The following is a 22,801-nucleotide window of genomic DNA, read 5'->3' as shown; positions in this document are numbered from 1 at the left end:
CTTGCCGGAGCATCCCCACGGGTGTTCCGGCCTTTTCCTCTTACAACCCTTCGCCCGTGCTTCGAGAAAAGCGGAACGCTCCGCCTTACCGTTTGAGAGACGGCATGACGTACAGCTTGCCGGTCCGGTAAGAAATCCAGACTTTGTGCGCAGCAAACCAGTCTGATCCAAGCAGCATATCCACGGAATCCTGAATGGGGGCCACGGTCAGAACCGGGGCTTTTTCTTCTTCAAGCCCGTATTTCAATGACCGAAATTTGTGCCAGTGATACACCTGCCGGTGCCCATCCACACCGCTGGTAATTCCACCGGGATCAGCCTCCAGCATGGTGGACGTCACCCCCAGACGGGCCACAACGGCCTCTGAGACAATGCGCGAACGCGCGCCGCTATCCACCAACGCTTTCAACGGCTTTCCATCCAGTTCCACCTGAATGGTCACGCGCCGTCCATCAAACTGCATGGGCAAGGCGCGGTAGATCACATGCCAATCCTGCGGCCCGGCACACACAGCTGATGTTTTGCTGGTATCCCAGAACGTCAGCCAACCACCGGCCACATCAAATTCCACATCATAGCGGGAGAGCAGATCTCCCCCCACCAACCCTTCTATTGGGGGCTGGGTCTGTGGCTTTCCGGGTAGATATCCAACAGGGATGGACAGCGGCCCCGTCTCCAGACCGCCCATTTTGAAGCTCTGCACAATCACGTTTGGCACCAGACGGCCTAGCCCCCCGGTACCGCGCACCACCGTATGCACGGAAGGATCAAGCGAAAGACCGAACTGGTCCGCCCCTTCAGGCGAAATCAGACTTCCCTCAGACCCGGTATCCACAATCATGCTTGCGGGATGGCCGTTGATCTCCACCGGCGCATTCAGAAAACCGGCATCATTCCGCAAGGGCAGACGCGCCACGCGCTCATGCTTGCACGCCCCTTCTGCCCCGCTGGCTGGCTGCGGCGCAAAAGCACTCACCACAGCCATCAACGCCATGGAAGATGCAAAAGCCAGATGGCGGGGAAAGGAGCGTGCGTGCGTCATGGCTCAGGCCAGTTCCCGCGCAAAGCGGTCCGTGGCATTCAACAACGCCGTCAGGATACCGGGTTCAAACAAGGCGTGGCCTGCGGCATCAATCAGATGAAACTCCGCTTCTGGCCATGCTTCATGCAGATCCCATGCCGTGCGGACCGGGGTAGCCATATCATACCGGCCCTGCACAATCACGGTGGGGATATGCCGAATACGCTCCACATTCCGGATCAACTGGCCTTCTTCCAGCCAACCGCCATGCACGAAATAATGGTTTTCAATGCGCGAGAACGCCAAAGCGTAATCGGCCTCTTCGTGCTGCTGTTCAATCGCTGGGGCAGGAAGAAGGGTGAGAGTCCGGCCTTCCCAAAGGCTCCACGCTACGGCAGCCTTGTGCTGTTCCGCCACATCGCCCGATGTCAGACGTTTGCGATAAGCCGCCATCAGATCACCGCGCTCGGCTTCCGGTATTGGGGCGAGAAAGTCTGCCCATTTGTCTGGAAAAATCCAGGATGCACCTTCCTGATAATACCAGAGCAGCTCAGCCCGGCGCAGCGTGAAAATGCCACGCAACATCAGGGCCTGAACACGGTCGGGATGCGTCTGTGCGTAGGCCAGCGCCAGAGTGGACCCCCACGAGCCGCCAAAAACAGCCCATTTTTCCACGCCACACTGTTCACGCAAGCGTTCAATATCCGCCACCAGATGCCACGTGGTGTTGTTCTCCAAACACGCATGCGGGCGGGACCGCCCACAGCCGCGCTGGTCAAACAACACAATGCGATACAGGGAAGGATCAAACAGCCGCCGTTGAGCCGCATTGCAGCCGCCACCCGGCCCCCCATGCAGGAAAACCACCGGAACGCCATCCGGGTTGCCACATTCCTCCCAGTAAATCTGGTGGCCCTCACCTGTATCCAGATAGCCATGTTTGTAGGGATCAATCTCTGGCCACGGGGCGCGGTAGGCGGGTGTCATGAGGTGTGGGGTCCTTCTTTTTCCAAAATTGGTTCGGAGCGCGGTGCAGAAGCAACAGAGCGCGCTTCACCCTGAACGCCGGAACCGGCCCGAGGGTGAGCACGGCTCCAAACATCCAGCAATCGCGCCTCATCAGCCAATGTATAGCGTTGCGTGGTGGAAAGGCTGGCATGGCCGAGCAATTCCTGAATCACACGCAGATCCGCCCCGCCTTCCATCAAATGCGTGGCGAAGGAATGGCGGAGCGCATGGGGCGTAACATGGTCTGGCAGGCCAGCCAGCCCACGCCATTCCCGCATGGCCTTCTGCGCCACGCCGGGTTGCAGCCGCCCCCCGCGCACGCCGGGAAAAAGCGGCTCCCCGGCAAGAGGGGACGGGTGATGTTTCAGCCAATGCTCCAGCGCCCGCTGCACCTGCGGCAACACAGGCACCAGCCGCTCCTTGTTGCCCTTCCCCTTGATGCGCAACACGCCGCTGGATGTCATAACACCCAGATCACCTACATTCAGGTTCAGCGCTTCTGAAATACGCAACCCACATCCATACAACAGCAGGAACAGGGCCCCATCCCGTTGCTGCGCCATATCCGTATGAGCAAGAGCCGCAATATCTTCCGGCACGGCTTTGGCATCCTGCACACTCAGGGGCCGAGGCAACGGCTTTTTGGTGCGCGGCGTGGCCAGCAAACCAACTGCCGGGTTTTCCACCCCGTGCCGCCGCGCCAGATAGCGGAAGAAAGACCGCACAGCCGAAACCCGGCGCGAGCGTGTGCGCGCCGCGCGGTCTGGTGTGCTCTTGCGCACCGTGGCACTGGCGGCCTTTGCCTGTTCATGCGCAAGCCAGGCCCGCATATCCCGCAGGCTTATTTTGGCCAGCCCCGCCATATCAGGCAGGCCGTTCAGATGTTCGGCCATGAACCCCAGAAAACGGGCCAGATCAGCCCGATAGGCTTCAACAGTCAGCGGTGAAGCGCGCCTTTCCGTGGTCATCCACGCCAGAAAAGTCTGGACGGCCTCTTCCGCAGTCATGCTTCCTCCTACACCTCTGAACGGTCTGGCCGCACCTGAAACAACGCCTTACTTGGTCAGAGTTTTTCTTATCACGCAAGCACTGTTCTTTGGCCGCACAGCCGCTTAAACAGGAACACATGGTGCCAGCTTCCTTCTCCTCCCTTCTGCCTGAGCCGGACAGCCCGACCACCCCGGCGCGGCAGCGGCAAAGGGTGTCTGTTCTGCTGCCCATGCCGTTTCCCGGCCCCTTTGATTACGCCGCCCCGGCCGAGATGGCGCTGAAACCGGGGGACATTGTGGTGGTGCCGCTGGGCCGCAGGCGTGAGACAGGCGTGGTGTGGGAATCAGCCCCCGCCCTGCCTGCGGATTTTGCCCCCCCGCCACAACGCACGGTAGAAGCGGCCCGCCTGCGCCCGGTGGCTGAACTGCTGGACCTGCCACCTCTTTCTGCTGAACTCCGGCATTTTATTGACTGGGTAGCGGCCTATACGCTCTCCCCCCCCGGCATGGTGCTGGCCATGACCTTGCGGCTGCATATGCGGGGCGTACCCACCCCAAGCACTGGCTGGCTGGCCGCCTCCCCTTTGCCAGAAACTCTGCGCATAACCCCCGCCCGGCAAAAAGTGCTGACCCTGCTGCAGGACGGCACAGCCCGCACCACCACGGATATTGCAAATGCCGCCGCCGTGGGGCCGGGCGTGGTGAAGGGGTTGGCCGATGCCGGAGCCCTGAAAGCCGTCAAACTTGGCCCGGAACGCCCGTTTGAGGCGCCGGACCCGCACCACAAACCACCCGTGCTGGAAGGGGAGCAGGCAACCGCAACCGCCGCCCTGCGCCAGACCGTGCAGGAAGGCGGCTTCTCCGTCACATTGCTGGAAGGGGTAACGGGTTCAGGCAAGACGGAAATCTATCTGGAAGCCATTGCCGCCTGCCTTGAACAGGGCAAACAGGCACTGGTGCTTCTGCCTGAAATTGCGCTTTCCGCCCAATGGATGCAGCGCTTTACCCGCCGTTTTGGCACCCAGCCCGCCATCTGGCATTCTGAAATTGGCCAGCGGGCCCGGCGCCTGACATGGCACGCAGCAGCGGACGGCAGCGCCACGGTGGTGGTGGGCGCACGCTCCGCCCTCTTTCTGCCGTTTGAAAAACTCGGCCTGATTATTGTGGATGAAGAACACGAATCCCTCTTCAAACAGGAAGAAGGGGTGATTTACAACGCGCGGGACATGGCCGTGGTGCGCGCGCGGCTTTCCGGTTTTCCCATCATGTTGGTATCTGCCACCCCTAGCCTTGAAACGCTGGCCAATGTGGAAGCTGGCCGGTACCGCCACCTTGTTCTGCCCTCACGCCATGGGGGAGCATCGCTGCCGGAAACCCGGATTCTGGACATGCGGGACCACCCGCCACCACGCGGGCTGTTTCTCTCCCCCGCCCTGACAGAAGAAATGACCGCCACCTTTGAGCGGCAGGAACAGGCCATGCTGTTCCTCAATCGCCGGGGGTATGCGCCACTCACTCTCTGCCGGGCCTGCGGGCACCGTATGGAATGCCCCCATTGCACCGCATGGCTGGTGGAACACCGGGCCAAGAAGCTGCTCTCCTGCCATTATTGCGATCACACCGAGCCCATGCCCCCCACCTGCCCCACCTGTGGGGCGGAGAACAGTCTGACCGCCATTGGCCCCGGCATTGAACGCATTACGGAAGAAGCCAGAAACCTGTTTCCCGATGCCCGTATTCTGGTGATGGCGAGCGATACGCTCGGTGGCCCTGCCGCTACGGCGGAAGCTGTCGCCAAGATCTCTCGTCGGGAGGTTGATCTTGTTATCGGCACGCAGATTGTCGCCAAGGGCTGGCATTTTCCACATCTAACTCTGGTTGGCATTGTAGATGCTGATCTTGGCCTTGGCGGCGGAGATTTACGCGCTGGCGAGCGCACCATCCAGCTTCTGCATCAGGTGGCAGGCCGAGCAGGCCGCGCCAGCACACCGGGGCGCGTGCTGTTGCAAAGTTACACGCCGGAACACCCGGTCATGCAGGCGCTTCTGTCTGGGGATTTTGATGCCTTCATGGCGCAGGAAGCCGCACAACGCCGCCCCGGCTTCTGGCCGCCTTATGGTCGGCTGGCGGCCCTGATCATCAGCGCGGAAGACGCCAGGGAAGCCGATGCAACGGCCGCCGAACTTGGCCGCAAAGCGCCGTATGGAGAGGGCATACAAGTGCTTGGCCCCGCCCCTGCCCCCATTGCCGTTCTACGCAACCGCCACCGCCGCCGTATTCTGCTGCGCACTGTCCGCAGCATTGCGGTGCAGCCCATCCTCCGCCGCTGGCTGAGCATGGTCAAACCCGGCAAAGGCGTGCGTGTGGACGTGGATATTGACCCGGTCTCCTTCCTGTAATGAGCCAGGAAAGCCGAAATAACCAGAAACCTATTACACTATTACTGCAATAATACGCACGTGCTCTCCCTTTCTTCCTGAACAGCCTGTGTTTATTGTCAGAAATGTGGGTCCACACCAAAACAGTCAGACGCTGTTTTGTGAAAGAAAGAACGTGTCCACTATTTTGAATGCCGCACGATCAGTCATTTTATAAACATAATTTTCTCTTCAATAGAGCCGCGAGCCTGTTTGAAAAGCCAGCAGCCCGATGGCTGGACCAGCGCTGGGAAAACAGCTTACAAGCCATACCGCATAAACCACCACGCGTCTCACGGCCCTGAACAGGCACACCCCTAACGGCAGGACACCACCGGCATATGATGGACAGGCAGCTTTTGCAGCCCGGAAAAACATGCTGGCGTGTTGAAGATGCCGACCGTTTTTCCGTTATTATTGATGCTGCTGATTATTTTGTGGCAGCCCGTCGCGCCATGCTGGAGGCCCGGCACAGTATTCTGCTGCTGGGCTGGGACTTTGACCCGCGCATAAAATTTGGCGAGCCCGAAAAAGGAGAGCCCGCCACGCTGGGTGAGTTCATTCTCTGGCTTGCAGAAAGAACACCCACGCTGCAAATCCGGTTGCTCCGTTGGGATACGGGGGCACTCAAGTCCCTGCTATGCTGGCGCTCACTGCGCACCCTTGCCCGCTGGGCCATGCACCCCCGTATTACCTTGCGGCTGGATGGAAAACACCCGTTCTCGGGCTCGCAGCATCACAAAATTGTCGCCATTGATGACCAGCTTGCATTCTGTGGCGGAATAGACATGACCGTAGGGCGATGGGATACCCGCGCACATCGGGACCATGACCCCCGACGCAAAAGCCCGGATGGCGCAGCGCTGAAACCCTGGCACGACGCCACCAGCATGTTTGATGGAAAAGCAGCCCGCGCCATTGGAGATCTGGCCCGTGACCGCTGGAAGACCGTAACAGGCGACTGTCTGCCCCTGCCCGCCAGCCGACACACATGCTGGCCCGAGGGGTTTACCCCCGCCTTTGAGGCCGTACGGCTGGGCATAGCCCGCACCATTCCCAAAATGGAAGACACAGCCCCTTGCCATGAAATTGAAGGGGCCTATCTGAGCCTTATCGCCCGTGCGCAGCGATTCATTTATGCTGAGAGCCAGTATTTTGCGTCCCGAAAGGTGGCGCACGCCATTGCAAAACGCCTGACGGAAAAAGATGGGCCGGAAATAGTCGTCATCAATCCGCTTTCAGCCGAGGGTTGGCTGGAGCCTGTGGCCATGGATACCGCCCGCGCCAGACTGGTTGAGGCGTTGCAACGGCTGGACACGCATGGCCGCTTCCGCCTCTACCATCCGGTAACGGAGGGAGGCGCGCCCATATACGTTCATGCCAAGGTAACAGTGGTTGATAGCGATATCCTGCGGGTTGGTTCCTCAAATTTCAACAACCGTTCCCTGCGGCTGGATACCGAATGCGATGTCCTTCTCTGCACGGATGAAGGGGGCAACGCATCATCTGGCCCAAAAATTGCAGCACTGCGGAATGATCTGCTGGCCGAACATCTGGGCGTCACCCCTGCTCAAGTGGCAGACCTGCTGGAGCAGACAGGCTCCCTGATTGAAACCATTGAGCACCTGCGCTCCCCCGGCCGCACGCTGACCCCTTACCGCGTGCCCGCTCTGTCAGGCATTGAAGAATGGCTGGCTGACAATGAAATTCTGGACCCACATGGGCCGGACGAGATTTTTGAGATGCCGGGCCGAAATAGCCTGTTCAAAGGATGGGCCGCCCTGCGGAGGAAGTGCCGCCCGCGCGGCTGATTCCCCGGCGGCACGCTCGCCGGTGTCGCACTCTGGCAGCCCCAAGGGGAACAAAGGGGTAAAGCCAGACAAAAAAAAGCGGGACCATGCCCGCTTTTTTCATACCGAGGCTATGAGGCCTTGGGCTTATTTTTTAGGCTGCGCGGCATCATTGGCCGGCTTGGCCGTGCTGGTCAGGACCGTGGTAATGGTGTCCCGCAGCACCATGACGCGCACGTTAGGCGCAATTTCAACTTCCACCTCGGCAGCGTCTTCACGGCTTTTCTGCACAACGCCCACTACGCCACCGGCTGTAACAATACGGTCACCACGGCGCAGGGTTTTCAGCTCATTCCGCAGTTGCTTCTGCCGCTGCTGCTGCGGGCGAATCAGCAGAAAATACATGATGGCGAACACCGCCACAAACGGCAGAAAGGACATAATGCTGGACATGCCGCCGCCCCCTCCGGCCGTTTGCGCGTAAGCTGTAGAAATAAAGAAATCAGACATTATGGCGGGCCTTCCAGAAGGCTGGTTGCATCAACAGAGTGGCTGACCATAATTTTCGCTGCTCGCGCGTCAAGCGTCTGTGTGCGGAATGGCGCTTTCTTCAACGCTCATGTTGGCTTAGGTTTCCGGCCAAAGACCCCGTTGTAAGCTGTAAGGACCCCAGACTGATGGATATGACCACACCCCAGCTTTCTGTTCTGGAACGTATTGCCTCAGCGCTTGAACGCCTCTCCCCCCCGCCCCCCAGCCTTGAGGGCGTGGACAAGGCCGATGCGTTTGTGTGGCATCCGGAAGGGGGAAAGCTGCTGCCAGTGGCCCATGTGGCGCATGTGCCCGTCACTCTGCTGCAGGGCGTGGACTCCCAACGCCAGACGCTGCTGGACAATACCGAGCACTTTGCGCGCGGTCTGCCCGCCAATAACGCTATGCTGTGGGGGGCTCGCGGGATGGGCAAATCCTCACTGGTCAAGGGCGCACATGCACTGGTCAACAGTGTGGACGGCAAACCGTGCGAACCCGGCAAGGGCCGCGTGGCGCTGATTGAAATTCAGCGGGAAGATCTGGCCACCCTGCCGGAGCTTCTGGCCATGCTGCGTGAAAGCCCCCGCCGGTTTATCCTGTTCTGTGATGATCTGTCCTTTGAAAAGGAAGACCGTGACTACAAAGCCCTGAAATCCGTGCTGGATGGTGGCATTGCGGGCCGCCCGGAGAATGTCCTGTTCTACGCTACCTCCAACCGCCGCCACCTGATGCCGCGTGACATGATCGAGAATGAACGCGCAACTGCCATCAACCCTTCAGAAGCCACGGAAGAGAAGGTGTCTCTCTCTGACAGGTTCGGGTTGTGGCTCGGCTTTCACGCTTGCCCGCAGGATGTGTTCCTTGACATGGTGCGCACCTATGCGAGAGAACGCGCCCTTCCCATCAGTGATGAGGATCTTGCGGCTCAGGCCAATACGTGGGCCATTACCCGCGGTGGGCGCTCCGGCCGGGTGGCGTTTCAGTTCATTGAGGATCTGACCGCCCAACTGGCGGAAGGCCGCTAGCTCCTTCTCATACTGCCTGCCCATAGTACCAAGGAACCTGCTTTATGGCCCTCCCCGTTTTTGGAGGTATTGCTGCTGAACCTGTTGATAGCGTAGCCCACATTATCCAGATTGCCCTGACACCTGTGTTCATGCTGTCGGGCATCGGAACGTTGCTGAACCTGTTCAATACGCGGCTGGCGCGCGTGTCAGACCACATAGAACAGGCCAACGCCCTGCTGACGGATGATAATGATGACATGGTCCGCAACAGGATCCTTGAGCGGCATCTGGTGCGCCTGCACCGCCGCACCCTGATGCTGGATGCCGCCATTCTGGCCGGTGGCCTTGGCGGAGCAGCCTCCTGCGGGGCGGCGTTTGTCCTGTTCATGGGCAGCGTGCGGGACTCTTCTGTGGCCAACTGGCTGGTGTTCCTGTTCGGCGCGGCGCTGGCCTGTACGGTGGGCGCGCTGGGCCTGTTTCTGGGAGACAGCCTGATTTCCTGGCACGGCCTGAAGCGTGAAGGCCCGCTGCCCCGGCCCACGCCAAAAACAGCGTAACGACGCGCTATTGCTTCCACGCCTTGCCTCTTTGTGTGATATGAGGTTGCATGCGTCGCGATACGGCAGCATCAGAGTGACGCAGCCCTGGTATTCATTTGATTGAGGCGAGATGGACCACACCGTTCAGACCGATACCCCAGCCCAAACCGAAACGCACGGCGCGGATCCCCTTAAAACGGACCTTCGGCGCATCCGGTCCAATCCGGATTTCTGGTATCCTGTTGCGTGGTCGAAGGAACTGAAGCCTGGCAAGACCATCGGCACACGGTATGCGGGCACGCCTATTGCTCTGGTCCGCCCGGATGAAGGGCCGATTTTCGCACTTGAAGATCGTTGCGCTCATCGTCAGGTACCCCTCAGCAAAGGCAAAGTAAACGGACAGTCCGTGCAATGCTGTTACCATGGCTGGGCCTATGGCCGTTCAGGCCGCTGCATTGATGTGCCTTATCTGGGCAAGGGCAAACTGCCCAACGGCGTGCGTACCTTCCCCTGCCGGGAACAGGACGGCCTGATCTTCATCTTCCCCGGTGATCCGGAAAAAGCAGACACGGTTTCGCTCGCTCCGCGTCTGGCCCGTGTGGGAGATGCTGGCTACAAGACCCGCTCCTTCGGGCGGGAAGTGAAATGCCACTACAGTTTCATGCATGAAAACCTGATGGATATGAACCACCAGTTCATGCACATGAAGCAGATGGGCCAGATGCGCCCGCGCTTTCTGGGCCAGAAACGCGAAGCCGGTCTGGTGGAAGCGCGTTATTCCTTTGCCCGCACAAGCGGCAAGCAGCCCTTGGGTGAAGCGCTGATTTTTGGCGAGCGGCGGGATTCTTCCGAGAAGTTCCAGCACCGCGATGTCATGACCATCCGCACGGAATATCCGTATCAGACCCTGCGCATCCAGACGGGCGATGAAGACCCGGTGATGGATCTGTGGATTGTCTATACCCCGCAGGATGCTGAGGAACTGACAAACCGCACATTTGGTCTGCTCTCGGTCAAGCGGCCCAAAATGCCGGGTGTTCTGGAACTGGCATGGCCGTTCCTTGTCGCCTTCACGGAACGGATTTTTGCCGAAGACCGTGAAATTGTGGAACTGGAACAGAACGCATGGCGCGAACTGGGCGGAGACCACAATGTGGAGGTCTTCCCTGTCATCAACGCCCTGCGGGGCCTGCTGGCAGAATGTGGGGTTCCACCCGCACCCGCCAAAAATGCATGATATCGTCTCGTTGATGCTTGAGGCGCCGCCCTACCGGCTGCGCCCCCTTCTGCCAGATGATGCCACTGCCCTCCACCGCCTGGTCAATGACTGGGAGGTAGTGCGCATGCTCAGCCGCCTGCCCTTTCCCTACCCGCGTGAACTGGCGGATGACTGGATTGCCTCCACCCTTGACCAGCACCGGGCACGGGAAGGCTACCATTTTGCCATTCTGGACGCGCAGGACCGTTTTCTGGGCTGCGTGGGTCTGCGCATTGAAACCCTGCCACAGGTGGGGCGCGTTGGCGTACTGGGTTACTGGGTTGGCCGCCCCTACTGGGGGGCTGGCGTTGCCTCCAAGGCCGCAGGCCGCGTGGCGCGCTGGGCCTTTGCCAATCTGGATATCACCCGCCTGCGCGCCACTGTTGCGGAAGATAACGTGGCCTCCGCCCGCGTGCTTGCCACTGTCGGGTTCAAGCCCATTGGCACGGACAAACAGATGTTTGTGGCGCGGGGCAAGGACTACCCTGTGCAGATTTTTGAAATGACACGCGCAGACATGGATCACACCACCCACCCGAACCCGGAGCCTGCCACAGTGCGGCGGCTTGTTCTGGTTTCCGCTGCGGCGCTGATTGACAAGGAAGGCCGCATTCTGCTGGCCCGCCGCCCGGAAGGGAAAAGCATGGCCGGGCTGTGGGAATTTCCCGGTGGAAAAGTGGAAGCCGGAGAAACCCCGGAAGCCGCGCTGATCCGTGAACTGGAAGAGGAACTGGGGCTGGACGTTTCACGCGCCTGCCTGGCTCCCTTCACCTTTGCCTCACACAGCTACCGTGCCTTTAATCTGCTGATGCCGCTTTATCTGTGCCGCAGATGGAGTGGCACCCCTACACCGCGTGAGGGACAGGCGCTGGCGTGGGTTGCTCCAAAAGATCTTGGTCAGTATCAGATGCCCGAAGCTGATCTGCCGTTTATTCCGCTCCTTCAGGAACTGCTGTAGCTTTTTCCGTATCCGCCAATCAGGCGGCGCAGAGTGGGTGAGAGAACATTTCTCTCTCCTCAGCTCTGCCGCACGGCGCGGAGAAGTTTTTCCAGCAAGGCTGCCGGATCATAGAGGATGCGGCAGCCGTCAGACACAACCCGATAGGTGCCCCTATCCAGTGGGGTTGTGTCTGCCCATGAGGGCAAACCGAAGCTCAGTTCAACTTGATCCCCTTTTGCCGCAAACCAGACCCTGCGGGACCAGACCGCACCGTGATCTTCATCCTGTATCTGCTGCGGCAGGCCCATCTCTGCTGGCCATGCAACATCCCGCACCCACGCGCCATTTTCACGATAACCTTCCGGCGCGGTGGTCAAAATCATGATGTCCATATCAGACTCAGCGCGTGCCGTGCCTCTGGCATAGGAGCCGACAAGAGCCACGCCCTGAACGGTGGGCTGTGTCAAAGCCCATGAGACCAGAGCCTGACATACGGCGGGCGCATCCATCTGCTTTCTCCTTGAAACGCTCGTGTCATCCTCTTTTATGGAGGCTGCTTGTAAAGGTTTTTATCAAGCCTCCCTCTCGGCACAACGCAGGTGCCGCTCTATTCCACTCTTGACGAAACACAGAGCAGTTCGCATAACCATTTCTGTCTGGTGCTTTTATTTTCCCGCGCTGGGCCCTCGTGATTTGTACGGCCGGCTTGCGGCGAGGTAAAACAGACGCGCTAAAGAGGCTTTGGGCAGGCGTGTCCTGTCCCATGGTTTCCACGGTCAGATGAGCAAGTATGACTGAAGCGGAAACACCTCATTGTCCGTGCTTCTCTTCAGGCCATCATGAGCAGGAAAGAACCGGATACCTCATTATGAGTGAAAACAAGACCCCTTCCACCTGGCGCCCCGCAACCCGCCTGCTGCACGCAGGCCTGGAACGCACGGAATTTGGTGAAACCAGTGAAGCCGTATTCCTGACCTCCGGCTTTGTGTATGACAATGCCGAGCAGGCCGCCAAAACCTTTACGGGTGAGGTAGAGCACTATCAGTACAGCCGCTTTGCCAACCCCACTGTTACCGCGCTGGAACGCCGCCTGGCCGACCTTGAAGGCGCGGAAGCCTGTGTGGCCACCTCCACCGGCATGGGCGCGGTTTCCTCCGCTCTGCTCTCTCACGTCAAGGCTGGTGAACGGGTTGTGGCCTCGCGTGCGCTGTTTGGCTCCTGCCACTGGATTGTGGCCAACCTGCTGCCCCGTTACGGCGTGGAAACCGTGTTTGTTGATGGGTCAGACCTGAACGCATGGGCAGAAGCCCTTTCCAAACCCACCGCCGCCGTGCTGCTGGAAAGCCCATCCAACCCCATGCTGGATGTGCTGGACATCCGCGCCATTGCAGATCTGGCCCACAAGGCAGGCGCGCTGGTTGTGGTGGACAACGTATTTGCCTCCCCCATTTACCAGAAGCCGCTGGAACTGGGGGCTGATGTGGTTGTGTATTCCTGTACCAAGCACATTGATGGGCAAGGTCGCGTTCTGGGCGGTGCCGTGCTGGGCCCCAAGGAGTGGATTACCGAAACACTTCAGCCCTTCACCCGCAATACCGGCAACGCGCTGTCTCCCTTCAATGCGTGGGTCATGCTCAAGGGGCTTGAAACACTCTCCCTGCGTGTGGATGCCATGACGCGCAACGCTGCCGCCGTGGCTGATTATCTGGCGCAGGCACCGGGTATTGTCAGCGTGCGGTATCCGGGCCGCAAGGATCACCCGCAATATGAACTGGCCCAGCGCCAGATGTCTGGCGGCGGCAGCCTGGTGGCGTTTGAAGTGGCTGGCGGGCAGGAAGGTGCATTTGCGTTCATGAACGCGCTGCAACTCATCGCCATTTCCAACAATCTGGGGGATGCGCGTTCTCTGGTCACGCATCCGGCCACCACCACCCACATGAAGATCGGGCCGGAAGAACGGGCACGGCTTGGCATTTCCGATGGCGCCATCCGCTTCTCCGTTGGGCTGGAAGACAGTGCAGACCTGATTGAGGATCTGGCCCGCGGCGTAGCGGCCCTGCCCCGCAGCTAAACAGACCGAGCTTACTCTCCCTTTCTGCCGCGCCGTGGCAGAAAGGGCACAGGCGGCTTCCCTGCTGCGCGTGTTCATGATAGGGGCAAAGCACAGTTGCTGCCTGTTTTGGCACTGCCTTCCTCTTTTTTGTGCACAAAACACGCCATTCCACGCATCAGGAGCAGGAGAACCCATGTCCGACTGGTCGGCTTCACCGCCCATGTCCCATGATCCGGAAGACGCCTTGAACGAACTCTTCTCTTCAGTTCCGGCCTACGAGGCCGTAACCGAGGATGTGCGCGTCTGTGTGCAAGTGTTCTGGCTACCCGACCAGTCTGAACCTGATGAGCACATGTATTGCTGGGTGTATCGCATTCGCATTGAAAATGCAGGCTCCGCCACTGTGCAACTCACAGAACGCACCTGGCACATCACGGATGCCTCCGGCCGCACAGAATATGTGCATGGAGAAGGTGTGGTGGGTGAACAACCCGTCATCCGTCCGCAGAACGGGTTTGATTATACCTCTGGTGTGTCCCTCACCACGGCTGGCGGTTTCATGCGTGGGTCTTACCACATGCGGGACCTCAATTCAGGCCGCCGGTTTGAAATCGCCATTCCGGCCTTCAGTCTGGATAGCCCGTTTCAGATCCGGCAGATCCATTAGACCCACCCCTTCATTCCATAAGACATATGCTGGAGCTTGGCATGAGCAGCGACTCTCTGCCCGAAAACGATAACCGTCCGTCACGCACGGAAGCCGAACAGGCCGTTCGCACCCTGCTGCGCTGGGCCGGGGATGACCCCACCCGTGAAGGGCTGCATGATACCCCGTCCCGCGTGGTGCGTGCGTATGAAGAATTCTTTGAAGGGTATGAAACAGACCCCCGTTCCCTGCTGGAACGCACGTTTTCAGAAGTAGAAGGATATGACGAGATTGTCCTGCTGCGGGACATCCGGTTTGAAAGCCACTGCGAACATCATCTGGCCCCCATTATCGGCCGCGCTCACGTAGCCTATCTGCCGCGTAGCCGCGTTGTGGGCATTTCCAAGCTGGCCCGTGTGGTGGATGCCTTCGCCCGCCGCCTGCAAATTCAGGAACGGCTGACCGCCCAGATTGCCAACACCATCAACGATGTACTGGAACCTCATGGCGTTGCGGTTATCATTGAATCCAGCCACGAATGCATGACCACGCGCGGCGTGCATCGCCCCGGCGTGTCCATGGTTACCAGCAGCATGCTGGGCGTGTTCCGCACCAACTCTGACACGCGGCGCGAACTGATGGCCATGCTCAATCGTCCCAGCGCCTGCGAATACTGAGAAACGACTGAAAGGCCTGCCTGATTTGTCTGGCAGGCTTTTTCTTCCTTAAGGCAGGGGCTTTTTAAGCCCCAAAAGGGCCACATCGGCCCCGCGCCTGCTTTTTTCCAAGACAAGTTCCACGGTCAAAGTAGCCCGTCTCCTCTTTTCCAAGGGACGCCGCCGCCTTGGCACCCGTTTGCGTTTTCTTGAAACGCCGATGCCCTGTCAGAAGGAAAATCCTTCCTCACGCCTGCCATAACCTGTTTGGACAAACGTGATGAACACCGGGCCGGGCAGACATATCTGCCTCAGCTACCGCTCCTGATCAGTCGGGAGCTCTTTCGGTCACGTGATAGGTAATGGCCACGCGATCATCATGATGCGGGTAGCGCACTTCCGGCACAATCGTCACGCCGATGTTCTTCTTCACATACATGGCCTGCACGGATTTTTCATCACTCAGCACTTCTGCTGGTGTGACGATGCCGCCGGGCTGAATGTGAAGCGCCTTACGCAGGTTAGCAGTGGAAATATGCAGGTTGCCGGTAAAGTCCGCGCTTTCCAGCTTGAGAGGACGGACCGGATCAGCAGCAGCGCCCGTTTCCTCAACCGTCCACTCCACAATCACGTCCTTGCCGTTGATCTTGAGGTTCTGGTGGAATTTCCCGCCCACGTTTTCCTGCTGGTAGACTTTCATCACATCCTGCAATCCCTCGGTAATGCGGGATTGGGAAATGGTGTCTCCAACATGAAAGGGCACTGCCGCCATCAGACGGTTTGAGGGAATACGCTGGTTACCGGCAATGGTGAGCTGTTTCAGAACCAAAGGCTTGTTGACGGGCGGGAGTGCCGTCGTTTCCTTGCTCTGTGGCGTCTGGGATGGTGCATCAGACGGCGGGATGGAAGTTGGCGTTTGCGCCCATGCCGGAATGGCTGCCCCCAGAAGAGAGAGCCCAATTACGGCACAAGGTACGGCGTTACGCATCAAAACTGGCTCCATCCTGTTGAAAATACACCGTTATGATGCACAACAGGATGGAGATGCCAATGCACTAAATAGAGACTGATGCTCCCAAAACCGTGATGAACTGTGCCAGCCAGGCGGGGTGCGCCGGCCATGCAGGCGCTGTTACCAGTTCGCCATCGGTCACGGCATCCGTTACCGGAATATCGGCATAGGTCGCACCCGCCAGTTCCACTTCCGGGCGGCACGCCGGATAGGCAGAAACCTTGCGCCCCTTGATGATATCCGCCGCGGCCAGAAGCTGCGCGCCATGGCAGATGGCTGCCAGAGGCCGATCAGCAAAGGCTTTGACAATCTCGATCACGCGCGGGTTCATGCGCAGATGCTCCGGTGCACGCCCACCGGGCACAACCAGCCCAATATAATCATCCGTATCAACGTCCTCAAACGTGGCGTTGAGCGTGAAATTATGGCCGCGTTTTTCGCTGTAGGTCTGCGCGCCTTCAAAATCATGAATAGCGGTTATCACGCTGTCCCCTGCCTTTTTGCCGGGGCTGATCACATCCACTTTGTAACCCAGCATCAGGAGCGCCTGATACGGCACCATGATTTCATAATCTTCAACATAGTCGCCTGCCAGCATCAGCAGTTTTACAGCATCATCAGCCATGGTGGTCTCCTTCGCTCAGATGTTCCCGCAGGCGGGGCATCAGTTCCACAAAGTTGCAGGGACGGTGCCGGCTATCAAGCTGAAACACCAAAATATCGTCCCATCCGTCCTTCACAGCGCCCGTGGAACCGGGCAGCGCAAACAGGTAGGTGCCGTTCGCCACACCGGCCAGCGCGCGTGACTGGATTGTGGACGTGCCGATTTTCCTGTAGGATAGCATCCTGAAAAGTTCGCCAAAGCCTTCAATGCGCTTTTCAAGGACGTCCTCAAACGCTTCGGGCGTCACATCCCGGCCGGTCACACCTGTACCGCCGTTGGTTATGACAACATCAACCAGAGGATCGTTTATCCAGTTTCTAAGCTGTTCTGTAATCTGCTGCACATCATCCCGCACAATGGTGCGGTCCGCCAGCACATGACCCGCGCCTTCAATGCGGGAAACCAGTGCCTGGCCTGATGTATCGGTCTCCAATGTACGTGAATCCGATACCGTCATGACTGCAATACGCACCGGCAGAAACGGGCGGGTTGTATCAATCTTGCTCATAAGAGTGGGGTTATTCCCTTTAGTTTCTGATGCAGCAACGCATCACTCGTCAAAAAAATACAGACCAGCGCCCGAAAATCACCATCAAACACGCATATTGGGAACCAAACCATGTAAAAATGTTTTAATCCGAACCCCGCCCTCTCCAAAAACGAAAACTTTACTTCGGCGAAGTTTCTTTAATCCACGAGAAAAAATCAACACATCATGGCACTCTCTTCTCCTGGCCTTTCTTCCTTTTGCGCGCTTTCCCTTACCTGTCTGCTTGTTTCGGCCTATTCCGGTCAGGCTCATGCCCAGATCCTTACGGGCGGCAACAGTTCGGTCGGGCTCTGGCCCAGCCTGGAAGCCAATAATGAAGCCAGCCCGGTAGAAGATCCCGGCCCTCTGTTTTCTGCCCCCTATGGCCACAACCATTTTTTTGGGGACTGGTGGGGCGCACAGCCATGGCTGCTGGACCACGGCATTCATATTCTGGCTGACGTGCATGAAGAACTGGCGGGCAACTTCAAAGGGGGCCGCAAGCAGGGTGTCACCAACGCCGGGCAGGTTGGGGTGGAACTGGATGTGGACTGGGGCAAGCTGACCAACACCAAACTGATGGACGGGTTCTGGACCCACATGATGGTGGTGAACGGCCACGGGCGGAACCTGAGCACGGATTACATTGGAGATTCCATTGGCGGTGTGCAGCAGATCTACGGTGCGCGTGGGAACGTGGTGGCGCATCTTGTCTATCTGTATGGGGAGCACTCCTTCCTGAATAATCATCTGGACATCAGTGCAGGCTGGATTCCGGTTGGCAGCTTTTTTGCCGCCTCCCCCCTCTACTGTATGTATATGAACGTGGCGGTGTGCGGTAACCCTGCCCCCAACAAATACACAGAAGGCAACCGGGATTGGCCCTCCGGCAACCTGGGTGCTGTTGCTCGTGTCATGCCCACAAATGACACTTATATTATGGCTGGTTTGTTTGCCGTTTCTCCCCATGCCTTCAACGGTGGTATTTCCGGTTGGGCATGGGCACAGGACGGCTTGGGCAAATTTTCAACCCCGGTTGAAATCGGCTGGATGCCGTCCTTCGGCAAGGACAAGCTGGTAGGCCATTACAAGGCCGGGTACAGCTACGATAACTCCAAATACAAGGATCTGTATGAGGACGTGAACGGCAACCCGTGGGTGCTGACCGGCCAGCCTGCCCGTTACCATGCGGGCCGTGCCAGCGCCTGGGTGCATGCAGACCAGATGCTTGTGCGCAACGGAGAAGGCCCCACCAACGGCCTGATCGCCATGGCTGGCTATATGTGGACGGACGGCAAGACCACCGCCATGTCCCACCATATCTGGACCGGCATGCTGGAAACCGGAAAGCCATGGGGCCGCCCGCTGGACAGCATTGGCGTCATGTATCAGTGGCTGAACATGAGCCGCACGGTGGCCTTGCAGCAGGAAGCCTCCATTTTTGGTGGCCAGCCCTTCCAGTCCAACCAGTGGGGGCAGGTATGGGGCGTGCAGTCGCACGAAAACATTTACGAATTCTTCTATAACGCCCATGTGGCCAACGGGCTGACCCTTCAGCCAGACTTCCAGTATATCAACCGCCCCGGCGGCACCACCACCTTCCATGATGCCGCCGTTATGGCGCTTCAGTTCAACGTGGTTCTGTAAACTCCAGCAAGGATTGCAGGGTTAACGCCCTGCCACCCAGCGTTGCAAAGGTTTCCGCCCGGCAGGTCAGCACCAGAATCTGGAAGCGTGTGGCGGCATCAGCCAGCACATCAAACACGCGCTCCAGCCGCAGGGAATCAGAAAAGCTCAGTGCATCATCCAGCACCAGAATGCTGCTGCCCTGCCGCGCATGCAGCAGTTCTGCAAAGCCCAACCGCACCAGAACGGAAATCTGCTCCTGCGTGCCATCCGAGAGCTTGTTGAACTCCTCCGCCTGCCTGCGTGTAAGTGCCTCCACCCCGAAACTTGTATCAAACGCCACGCTGGCACCCGGAAAAACAGCCGAAAAAGCAGGCTGAATGGTACGCCGTAACGGGGCCAGATAACGTTCGGTCTGGGTTCGCTCTGCCTGCCCCAGCGTGTTTTGCAGCAGCACAAGCGCGGCTCGCTCCCGTTCACAGCCCTCGCGTTCAAGGCGCAGGCGCTCTACCGCACGGCGGGCCTCGGCTATCTGCTCATCCACCCCTTCGCCTTCTGCCAGACGCACGCGGGTTTCCCGCCCGCGAATATCTTCCCGCAACCGGGTGATGGCGGTCCGAGCCGTATCCAGAGCCTGTTCGCGCCGTCTGATACCGCTTTCCACCACGGAAAGAGGTTGTTCCTCCTGCCGAGCCTGCGCCAGTTGTTCCACGCGGGCCTGTGCGGTGGCCTGCGCGCGCTGTGCCTCCTCAGCCCGTTGGGCAAGAGCCTCATCTGCTTCCCGCGCCACGCTCACGGCCTGCTCACGCTGAAGATGCTCCAGTGCCTGCGTTAATGCGCGCAACGCGGCGTCCGCTTTGTCCTGTTCAGCCTGAAGCACGGCACAGGCGGCCTGCTCATCCCGTTCGGCGTGACGAGCATTCTCGGCCTCGCGCGCAGCCTGGTCTTCGGCCTCAGCCGCCTGATCAGGCGTCAGGAGCGTATCAGCACCACACGGCGGCACGCCGTCAGCGTCGGCTGTAGCCCCCTCTCCCTCGGCAATATTTTCCTTACGGGCCAGCACCAGATCAGCATCCTTTTGCATGATCGTCTTGCGCAACGCCGCAAGCGCCTGGCCGCCGTTATCGCGCGCCAGATCGGTGCCGTCTGGCAATGTCGCCCTGTAAGCAGCACGCGCTTCCACCAGACGAACTTCCGCCTGTCGATGCTCCTCAAAACGGTGCTCGGCCTCCGCAACATTCTGGCAACCAGCCTGTTGCAGCAGGGTTTCCAGTTGGGTAAGGGCGGCCTGAACCTTACCCTGCACATCGTCCTGTTCCTGCCGGGCCGGTGTGATCTGAAACTGCCCGACACCTTCGATCCGTACGGTAGTAATCGCAGTCAGGCGTATTTCACCCTCACGGCAGGGGGCGCCGTTCAGCGTTACGCGCTGCACTGCTTCGGGCAGCAGGGCCATGCTCAGAACAGGGGCGTTTGCCTCCAGCAAGGCAACTGCCTGCTCATGCTGCCGCGCGGCCTTGCGAATACGCTGGATGCTCGCTTCATCCACGCGCAGAGCCGCCAGAATAGCCTGCTCCTGCTCCAGCCGCGCAAAAGCGGCTTCCGCACGATGCAAAAGCGCCCGCTCCTGCGCCAACGTGTCCTGCATCTGCTGCAACGTCGCGCGCCGGGCCGCCACCATACGCTGCTGTCTGCGGTGCTGGTGTTGCTGTTCAGCCTGTTCCCGTTTCTGACGACACAGATCAAGGCATCGCCGGGCCTGCCGCACCTTTTGCGCCAGCCCATCCAGCGTCTGCTGGCTCTCGGCACACGCGCGCTCAAGGTGCAGTTGCCTTACCTTATTTTCCTGCCGCCTTTCCTGTTCCTGCCGCGCGCTTGAACAGGCCGTAATGGCAGCGGTCAGTGCAGCACGGGCGGCGTGTTCCTCGGCATCCAGCCGCAGCACCTTGTCCCGCACAAGGCGCAATTCTTTCAGCGCGGCTTCTTCATGCGCCCTGCGCTCCGGGTCTTCCTGCTCCCGCAGAATACGGCGCGCCTGTTCCAGCGCCACCAGATCTTCTTCCAAAGCCGCTTTACGCGCTTCAAGAGTTTGCAAACGGTCCTGTGCGGCCTGTTCCTGCTCCAACGCCTGTTTGTAGCGGCCAGTCGGCTTGCCTGTAGAGGCTGTCTGCAACAGAAGCAGGCGGTCCCGCACTTTAGCCAGTACGGCACTGGCCGCGGCACCGCCCACGGCTTTTTCCACGCCCTGTTCAAGGCAATCCCGCAAACTGGCATGGCCTGCCTCATTCAGGTTTGGCTGGGTAAAACTTTCTCCCTGCCCCACCAGCAACGCATTCCATAACCCTGCGGCCTCGCCTTTCCCTGCGTCCGCCAACCCCAGCAGATCCCGCAGCTTTTCTTCCGCCTGATCCCCTTCAAACTGCTCCGGCCCCAGCCGCAATCGCGCGCAGGTTTTGTTCAGAAACCGTTTTTCCAGCGTGCAGGCCATACCCTTCCAGGTAAAACTCAGGGCCACATGCGGCGCGCCTCCACCATAGGGTGCAAACCCCTTGATCACGCTGCTTTTGGAAGAATGGCGCAGGGTCAACGCAGCCCGCAGCGCCAGCAACAATGTGGATTTTCCGGCTTCATTCGGGGCAGCCAGCACGTTCAGCCCCGGCCCCAGCCCATCCAGCCTTACGGGCGAAGCAAAACGGCGAAACCCTTCAACCTGCACATCAGTCAGGATCATGCTGCCTGCCCTCCCACTTCGTTCCAGAACAGAAAAAGCCGTTGCAATGCATCGGCGGCCACTGCGCCTTCCTCTCCTCCGCCCTGCGCCTGCTCAAGCAGCAACTCCGCCGCCGTGCGCACGGCCCCACCGGGGCCAAAGCGTTCCAGATCATCCAGCCCGGCAGAAAGCTGTGGCGCGCCAGACAGGCGCAGACACGCCACCGCCCCGCTCAAACGGCGGATGATGGTACTTTCATACAGCGCCATATCGTCCACATTCAGCAAACCGGAAACCACCAGCCACACCAGAACAGCCCCCGGATTATCCGGTGCCACACCACGCACACGGGCTTCCAGCGCGTGAATATCCTCAGCGTTGGTTAAGGTCACATCCTCAAACTTTTTCCAGACATAACGCCCGGTTCTGTGCCGGGTAACCTCTGGTTCGGCGCGTGGACAACGCAGGTTTACCACCAGCGCCTCGCCGCCACCGCCACCACCGGCTCCAAAACGGTCTGTCTCCGGCGTGCCGGAATACGCCGTGCGGGCATCAATCTGGCAGAACCCGTGCCAATCTCCCAACGCCAGATAGCTCAGCCCCGCCTTTCTGGCTCGGTCTATGGCAACCGGATTATGGTCGGCTTCCTCTCCATTACCAAAGCCGGTTACCGACCCATGGGCCAAGCCAATCCGCAAGGCATCCGGTGGGGTGGGCGCTTCATCCATATAAGCCGTCAGATCACTCAGCACATGGCGGCGCTGCAGTACGGCAGGCAGCAACCATGCCTCTTCAGCCCCCACCAGCCGAACGGGGCCGGGTTGCCGATGCACCGTCACGTTTTCCGGCACGGCTTCCTCACGCAGCAGCCGGGCCCAGACGCCTTCCGGTGTATCCGCATCATGATTGCCGGGAATAAGGTGCCATTGCACATCGGGAAACTGGCGCATGCGCTCCATGGGCTGATGCAGGGTTTTCTCGGTTGGGGTTTCATGCTCGTACACATCCCCCGCCACCAGCACATGGGCAGCCCCTTCCTGCCGGGCCAGTTGCCCCAGCCGCCTGATCACCTCCACCCGTTCGGCCTGAAGGGCGCCCAGAGTGTCATCATCCGCAAAACGGAATGTCCGGCCAATCTGCCAGTCAGACGTGTGCACAAATTTCATCACATGATCCCATCCGGCCTTATTCCTTCCCTTGAACATCACATTCCGAAGAAGAAAACCATGGCGGGTGCGCCTTTGTGACACCTTATTCAGGTGCCATAAAAGAAGGCAGGCTCTAGGGTTACGGGCCCCGAAAGCCGGAGGCGCGGGGTCTTGCGCATTCCACGCAACCCCGACCAGCGTTACAGGCATCACGCCAGAGTTTATATTTTAATTTAATAGACTTTATACCAATAGGA

The 22,801-nt window shown here is 59.3% G+C and carries 20 protein-coding genes and 1 riboswitch; of the genes, 10 read left to right on the top strand and 10 right to left on the bottom strand.

What is annotated here, in order from left to right:
- Positions 1–85: 85 nt before the first annotated feature.
- Genes AD948_RS07945 through AD948_RS07935 form a run of 3 tightly spaced genes read right to left on the bottom strand, consistent with a single transcriptional unit; the run spans position 86 to position 3,036 of the window.
- A complete protein-coding gene (locus AD948_RS07945; RefSeq protein WP_211264453.1) occupies positions 86–1,042 on the bottom strand; it encodes an aspartyl protease family protein in 957 nt (318 codons plus the stop codon).
- 3 nt (positions 1,043–1,045) lie between these two features.
- The gene (gene pip, locus AD948_RS07940; protein ID WP_045542441.1) at positions 1,046–2,008 is read right to left on the bottom strand and encodes a prolyl aminopeptidase; all 963 of its coding nucleotides are present in this window, start codon (positions 2,006–2,008) and stop codon (positions 1,046–1,048) included.
- Complete coding sequence (locus AD948_RS07935) at positions 2,005–3,036, bottom strand: tyrosine recombinase XerC (protein ID WP_061471417.1); 1,032 nt, start codon at positions 3,034–3,036, stop codon at positions 2,005–2,007. The genes pip and AD948_RS07935 overlap by 4 nt, the downstream gene beginning before the upstream one ends.
- 119 nt (positions 3,037–3,155) lie before the next feature.
- Here AD948_RS07935 and AD948_RS07930 point away from each other — a divergent pair, with 119 nt between their 5' ends.
- Together AD948_RS07930 and AD948_RS07925 are read left to right on the top strand one after the other, a co-directional pair.
- The gene (locus AD948_RS07930; RefSeq protein ID WP_061471416.1) at positions 3,156–5,417 is read left to right on the top strand and encodes a primosomal protein N'; all 2,262 of its coding nucleotides are present in this window, start codon (positions 3,156–3,158) and stop codon (positions 5,415–5,417) included.
- Between the two features lie 359 nt (positions 5,418–5,776).
- Entirely contained in the window at positions 5,777–7,246 is a 1,470-nt protein-coding gene (locus AD948_RS07925; protein WP_061471415.1) for a phospholipase D-like domain-containing protein, read from the top strand.
- Positions 7,247–7,372: 126 nt separating this feature from the next.
- Here the strand turns inward: AD948_RS07925 and yajC are convergent, their stop codons facing one another.
- The gene (gene yajC, locus AD948_RS07920; protein WP_176364820.1) at positions 7,373–7,738 is read right to left on the bottom strand and encodes a preprotein translocase subunit YajC; all 366 of its coding nucleotides are present in this window, start codon (positions 7,736–7,738) and stop codon (positions 7,373–7,375) included.
- A 170-nt stretch (positions 7,739–7,908) separates the two neighbouring features.
- On the opposite strand from yajC, the gene AD948_RS07915 reads away from it, so the two are divergent.
- The 4 genes from AD948_RS07915 (at position 7,909) to mutT (ending at position 11,518) form a co-directional block, all read left to right on the top strand.
- The gene (locus tag AD948_RS07915) at positions 7,909–8,781 is read left to right on the top strand and encodes an ATP-binding protein (protein ID WP_061471431.1); all 873 of its coding nucleotides are present in this window, start codon (positions 7,909–7,911) and stop codon (positions 8,779–8,781) included.
- Between the two features lie 44 nt (positions 8,782–8,825).
- Positions 8,826–9,320, top strand: coding sequence for a DUF2721 domain-containing protein (locus tag AD948_RS07910; protein WP_006559280.1), 495 nt, complete (start codon positions 8,826–8,828; stop codon positions 9,318–9,320).
- A gap of 112 nt (positions 9,321–9,432) precedes the next feature.
- Positions 9,433–10,539: an aromatic ring-hydroxylating oxygenase subunit alpha gene (locus AD948_RS07905; protein ID WP_061471414.1), complete on the top strand. Its 1,107-nt coding sequence runs from the start codon at positions 9,433–9,435 to the stop codon at positions 10,537–10,539.
- Positions 10,532–11,518 carry an 8-oxo-dGTP diphosphatase MutT gene (gene mutT, locus AD948_RS07900; RefSeq protein ID WP_006559885.1) on the top strand — a complete coding sequence of 329 codons (987 nt, stop codon included), beginning with the start codon at positions 10,532–10,534 and terminating at the stop codon, positions 11,516–11,518. Before AD948_RS07905 ends, mutT begins: the two co-directional genes overlap by 8 nt.
- A 59-nt stretch (positions 11,519–11,577) precedes the next feature.
- Here the strand turns inward: mutT and AD948_RS07895 are convergent, their stop codons facing one another.
- Complete coding sequence (locus AD948_RS07895; RefSeq protein WP_061471413.1) at positions 11,578–12,009, bottom strand: nucleotidyltransferase domain-containing protein; 432 nt, start codon at positions 12,007–12,009, stop codon at positions 11,578–11,580.
- Positions 12,010–12,175: 166 nt separating this feature from the next.
- Positions 12,176–12,255, top strand: a riboswitch (SAM riboswitch).
- A gap of 113 nt (positions 12,256–12,368) precedes the next feature.
- On the opposite strand from AD948_RS07895, the gene metZ reads away from it, so the two are divergent.
- From metZ to folE, 3 genes are all read left to right on the top strand, one after another.
- Positions 12,369–13,571: an O-succinylhomoserine sulfhydrylase gene (metZ, locus tag AD948_RS07890; protein ID WP_039905454.1), complete on the top strand. Its 1,203-nt coding sequence runs from the start codon at positions 12,369–12,371 to the stop codon at positions 13,569–13,571.
- 175 nt (positions 13,572–13,746) lie between these two features.
- The gene (gene apaG / locus AD948_RS07885) at positions 13,747–14,220 is read left to right on the top strand and encodes a Co2+/Mg2+ efflux protein ApaG (protein ID WP_035379548.1); all 474 of its coding nucleotides are present in this window, start codon (positions 13,747–13,749) and stop codon (positions 14,218–14,220) included.
- 41 nt (positions 14,221–14,261) lie between these two features.
- On the top strand, positions 14,262–14,876 hold the full coding sequence (gene folE, locus AD948_RS07880; RefSeq protein WP_035379600.1) for a GTP cyclohydrolase I FolE: 615 nt from the start codon (positions 14,262–14,264) through the stop codon (positions 14,874–14,876).
- A gap of 307 nt (positions 14,877–15,183) precedes the next feature.
- Here the strand turns inward: folE and AD948_RS07875 are convergent, their stop codons facing one another.
- The 3 genes from AD948_RS07875 to moaB all read right to left on the bottom strand — a co-directional run bounded on the left by AD948_RS07875 (position 15,184) and on the right by moaB (position 17,039).
- Positions 15,184–15,843, bottom strand: a complete 660-nt coding sequence (locus AD948_RS07875) for a POTRA domain-containing protein (protein ID WP_058987046.1) — start codon at positions 15,841–15,843, stop codon at positions 15,184–15,186.
- Positions 15,844–15,910: 67 nt separating this feature from the next.
- Complete coding sequence (locus AD948_RS07870; protein ID WP_006559878.1) at positions 15,911–16,492, bottom strand: DJ-1/PfpI family protein; 582 nt, start codon at positions 16,490–16,492, stop codon at positions 15,911–15,913.
- A complete protein-coding gene (gene moaB / locus AD948_RS07865) occupies positions 16,485–17,039 on the bottom strand; it encodes a molybdenum cofactor biosynthesis protein B (RefSeq protein ID WP_006559877.1) in 555 nt (184 codons plus the stop codon). Before moaB ends, AD948_RS07870 begins: the two co-directional genes overlap by 8 nt.
- Positions 17,040–17,246: 207 nt before the next feature.
- Between moaB and AD948_RS07860 the strand changes: the two genes are divergently transcribed.
- Entirely contained in the window at positions 17,247–18,707 is a 1,461-nt protein-coding gene (locus AD948_RS07860; RefSeq protein WP_058987047.1) for a carbohydrate porin, read from the top strand.
- Here the strand turns inward: AD948_RS07860 and AD948_RS07855 are convergent.
- Both AD948_RS07855 and AD948_RS07850 read right to left on the bottom strand, forming a co-directional pair.
- The gene (locus AD948_RS07855; RefSeq protein ID WP_061471412.1) at positions 18,691–21,417 is read right to left on the bottom strand and encodes an AAA family ATPase; all 2,727 of its coding nucleotides are present in this window, start codon (positions 21,415–21,417) and stop codon (positions 18,691–18,693) included. The two genes, AD948_RS07860 and AD948_RS07855, sit on opposite strands and share 17 nt — an antisense overlap.
- On the bottom strand, positions 21,414–22,562 hold the full coding sequence (locus AD948_RS07850; protein WP_061471430.1) for a metallophosphoesterase family protein: 1,149 nt from the start codon (positions 22,560–22,562) through the stop codon (positions 21,414–21,416). The genes AD948_RS07855 and AD948_RS07850 overlap by 4 nt, the downstream gene beginning before the upstream one ends.
- Positions 22,563–22,801: the final 239 nt, after the last annotated feature.

Origin of the sequence: Acetobacter senegalensis, assembly GCF_001580995.1 — a bacterium.
Lineage (GTDB): Bacteria > Pseudomonadota > Alphaproteobacteria > Acetobacterales > Acetobacteraceae > Acetobacter > Acetobacter senegalensis.
Note: the sequence above shows the minus strand (reverse complement) of the source record. Positions and strands in the feature narration are given on the sequence as shown.

Excerpts from the sequence above, each read along its gene's own strand:
- mutT (WP_006559885.1), top strand. The coding sequence starts at position 10,532 with ATGCATGATATCGTCTCGTTGATGCTTGAGGCGCCGCCCTACCGGCTG.
- metZ (WP_039905454.1), top strand. The coding sequence starts at position 12,369 with ATGAGTGAAAACAAGACCCCTTCCACCTGGCGCCCCGCAACCCGCCTG.
- AD948_RS07895 (WP_061471413.1), bottom strand. The coding sequence starts at position 12,009 with ATGGATGCGCCCGCCGTATGTCAGGCTCTGGTCTCATGGGCTTTGACA.
- folE (WP_035379600.1), top strand. The coding sequence starts at position 14,262 with ATGAGCAGCGACTCTCTGCCCGAAAACGATAACCGTCCGTCACGCACG.
- AD948_RS07915 (WP_061471431.1), top strand. The coding sequence starts at position 7,909 with ATGACCACACCCCAGCTTTCTGTTCTGGAACGTATTGCCTCAGCGCTT.
- AD948_RS07910 (WP_006559280.1), top strand. The coding sequence starts at position 8,826 with ATGGCCCTCCCCGTTTTTGGAGGTATTGCTGCTGAACCTGTTGATAGC.
- AD948_RS07905 (WP_061471414.1), top strand. The coding sequence starts at position 9,433 with ATGGACCACACCGTTCAGACCGATACCCCAGCCCAAACCGAAACGCAC.
- pip (WP_045542441.1), bottom strand. The coding sequence starts at position 2,008 with ATGACACCCGCCTACCGCGCCCCGTGGCCAGAGATTGATCCCTACAAA.
- AD948_RS07945 (WP_211264453.1), bottom strand. The coding sequence starts at position 1,042 with ATGACGCACGCACGCTCCTTTCCCCGCCATCTGGCTTTTGCATCTTCC.
- AD948_RS07875 (WP_058987046.1), bottom strand. The coding sequence starts at position 15,843 with ATGCGTAACGCCGTACCTTGTGCCGTAATTGGGCTCTCTCTTCTGGGG.
- apaG (WP_035379548.1), top strand. The coding sequence starts at position 13,747 with ATGTCCGACTGGTCGGCTTCACCGCCCATGTCCCATGATCCGGAAGAC.
- AD948_RS07870 (WP_006559878.1), bottom strand. The coding sequence starts at position 16,492 with ATGGCTGATGATGCTGTAAAACTGCTGATGCTGGCAGGCGACTATGTT.
- AD948_RS07935 (WP_061471417.1), bottom strand. The coding sequence starts at position 3,036 with ATGACTGCGGAAGAGGCCGTCCAGACTTTTCTGGCGTGGATGACCACG.
- AD948_RS07925 (WP_061471415.1), top strand. The coding sequence starts at position 5,777 with ATGATGGACAGGCAGCTTTTGCAGCCCGGAAAAACATGCTGGCGTGTT.
- AD948_RS07850 (WP_061471430.1), bottom strand. The coding sequence starts at position 22,562 with ATGAAATTTGTGCACACGTCTGACTGGCAGATTGGCCGGACATTCCGT.
- AD948_RS07930 (WP_061471416.1), top strand. The coding sequence starts at position 3,156 with ATGGTGCCAGCTTCCTTCTCCTCCCTTCTGCCTGAGCCGGACAGCCCG.
- AD948_RS07860 (WP_058987047.1), top strand. The coding sequence starts at position 17,247 with ATGGCACTCTCTTCTCCTGGCCTTTCTTCCTTTTGCGCGCTTTCCCTT.
- AD948_RS07855 (WP_061471412.1), bottom strand. The coding sequence starts at position 21,417 with ATGATCCTGACTGATGTGCAGGTTGAAGGGTTTCGCCGTTTTGCTTCG.
- moaB (WP_006559877.1), bottom strand. The coding sequence starts at position 17,039 with ATGAGCAAGATTGATACAACCCGCCCGTTTCTGCCGGTGCGTATTGCA.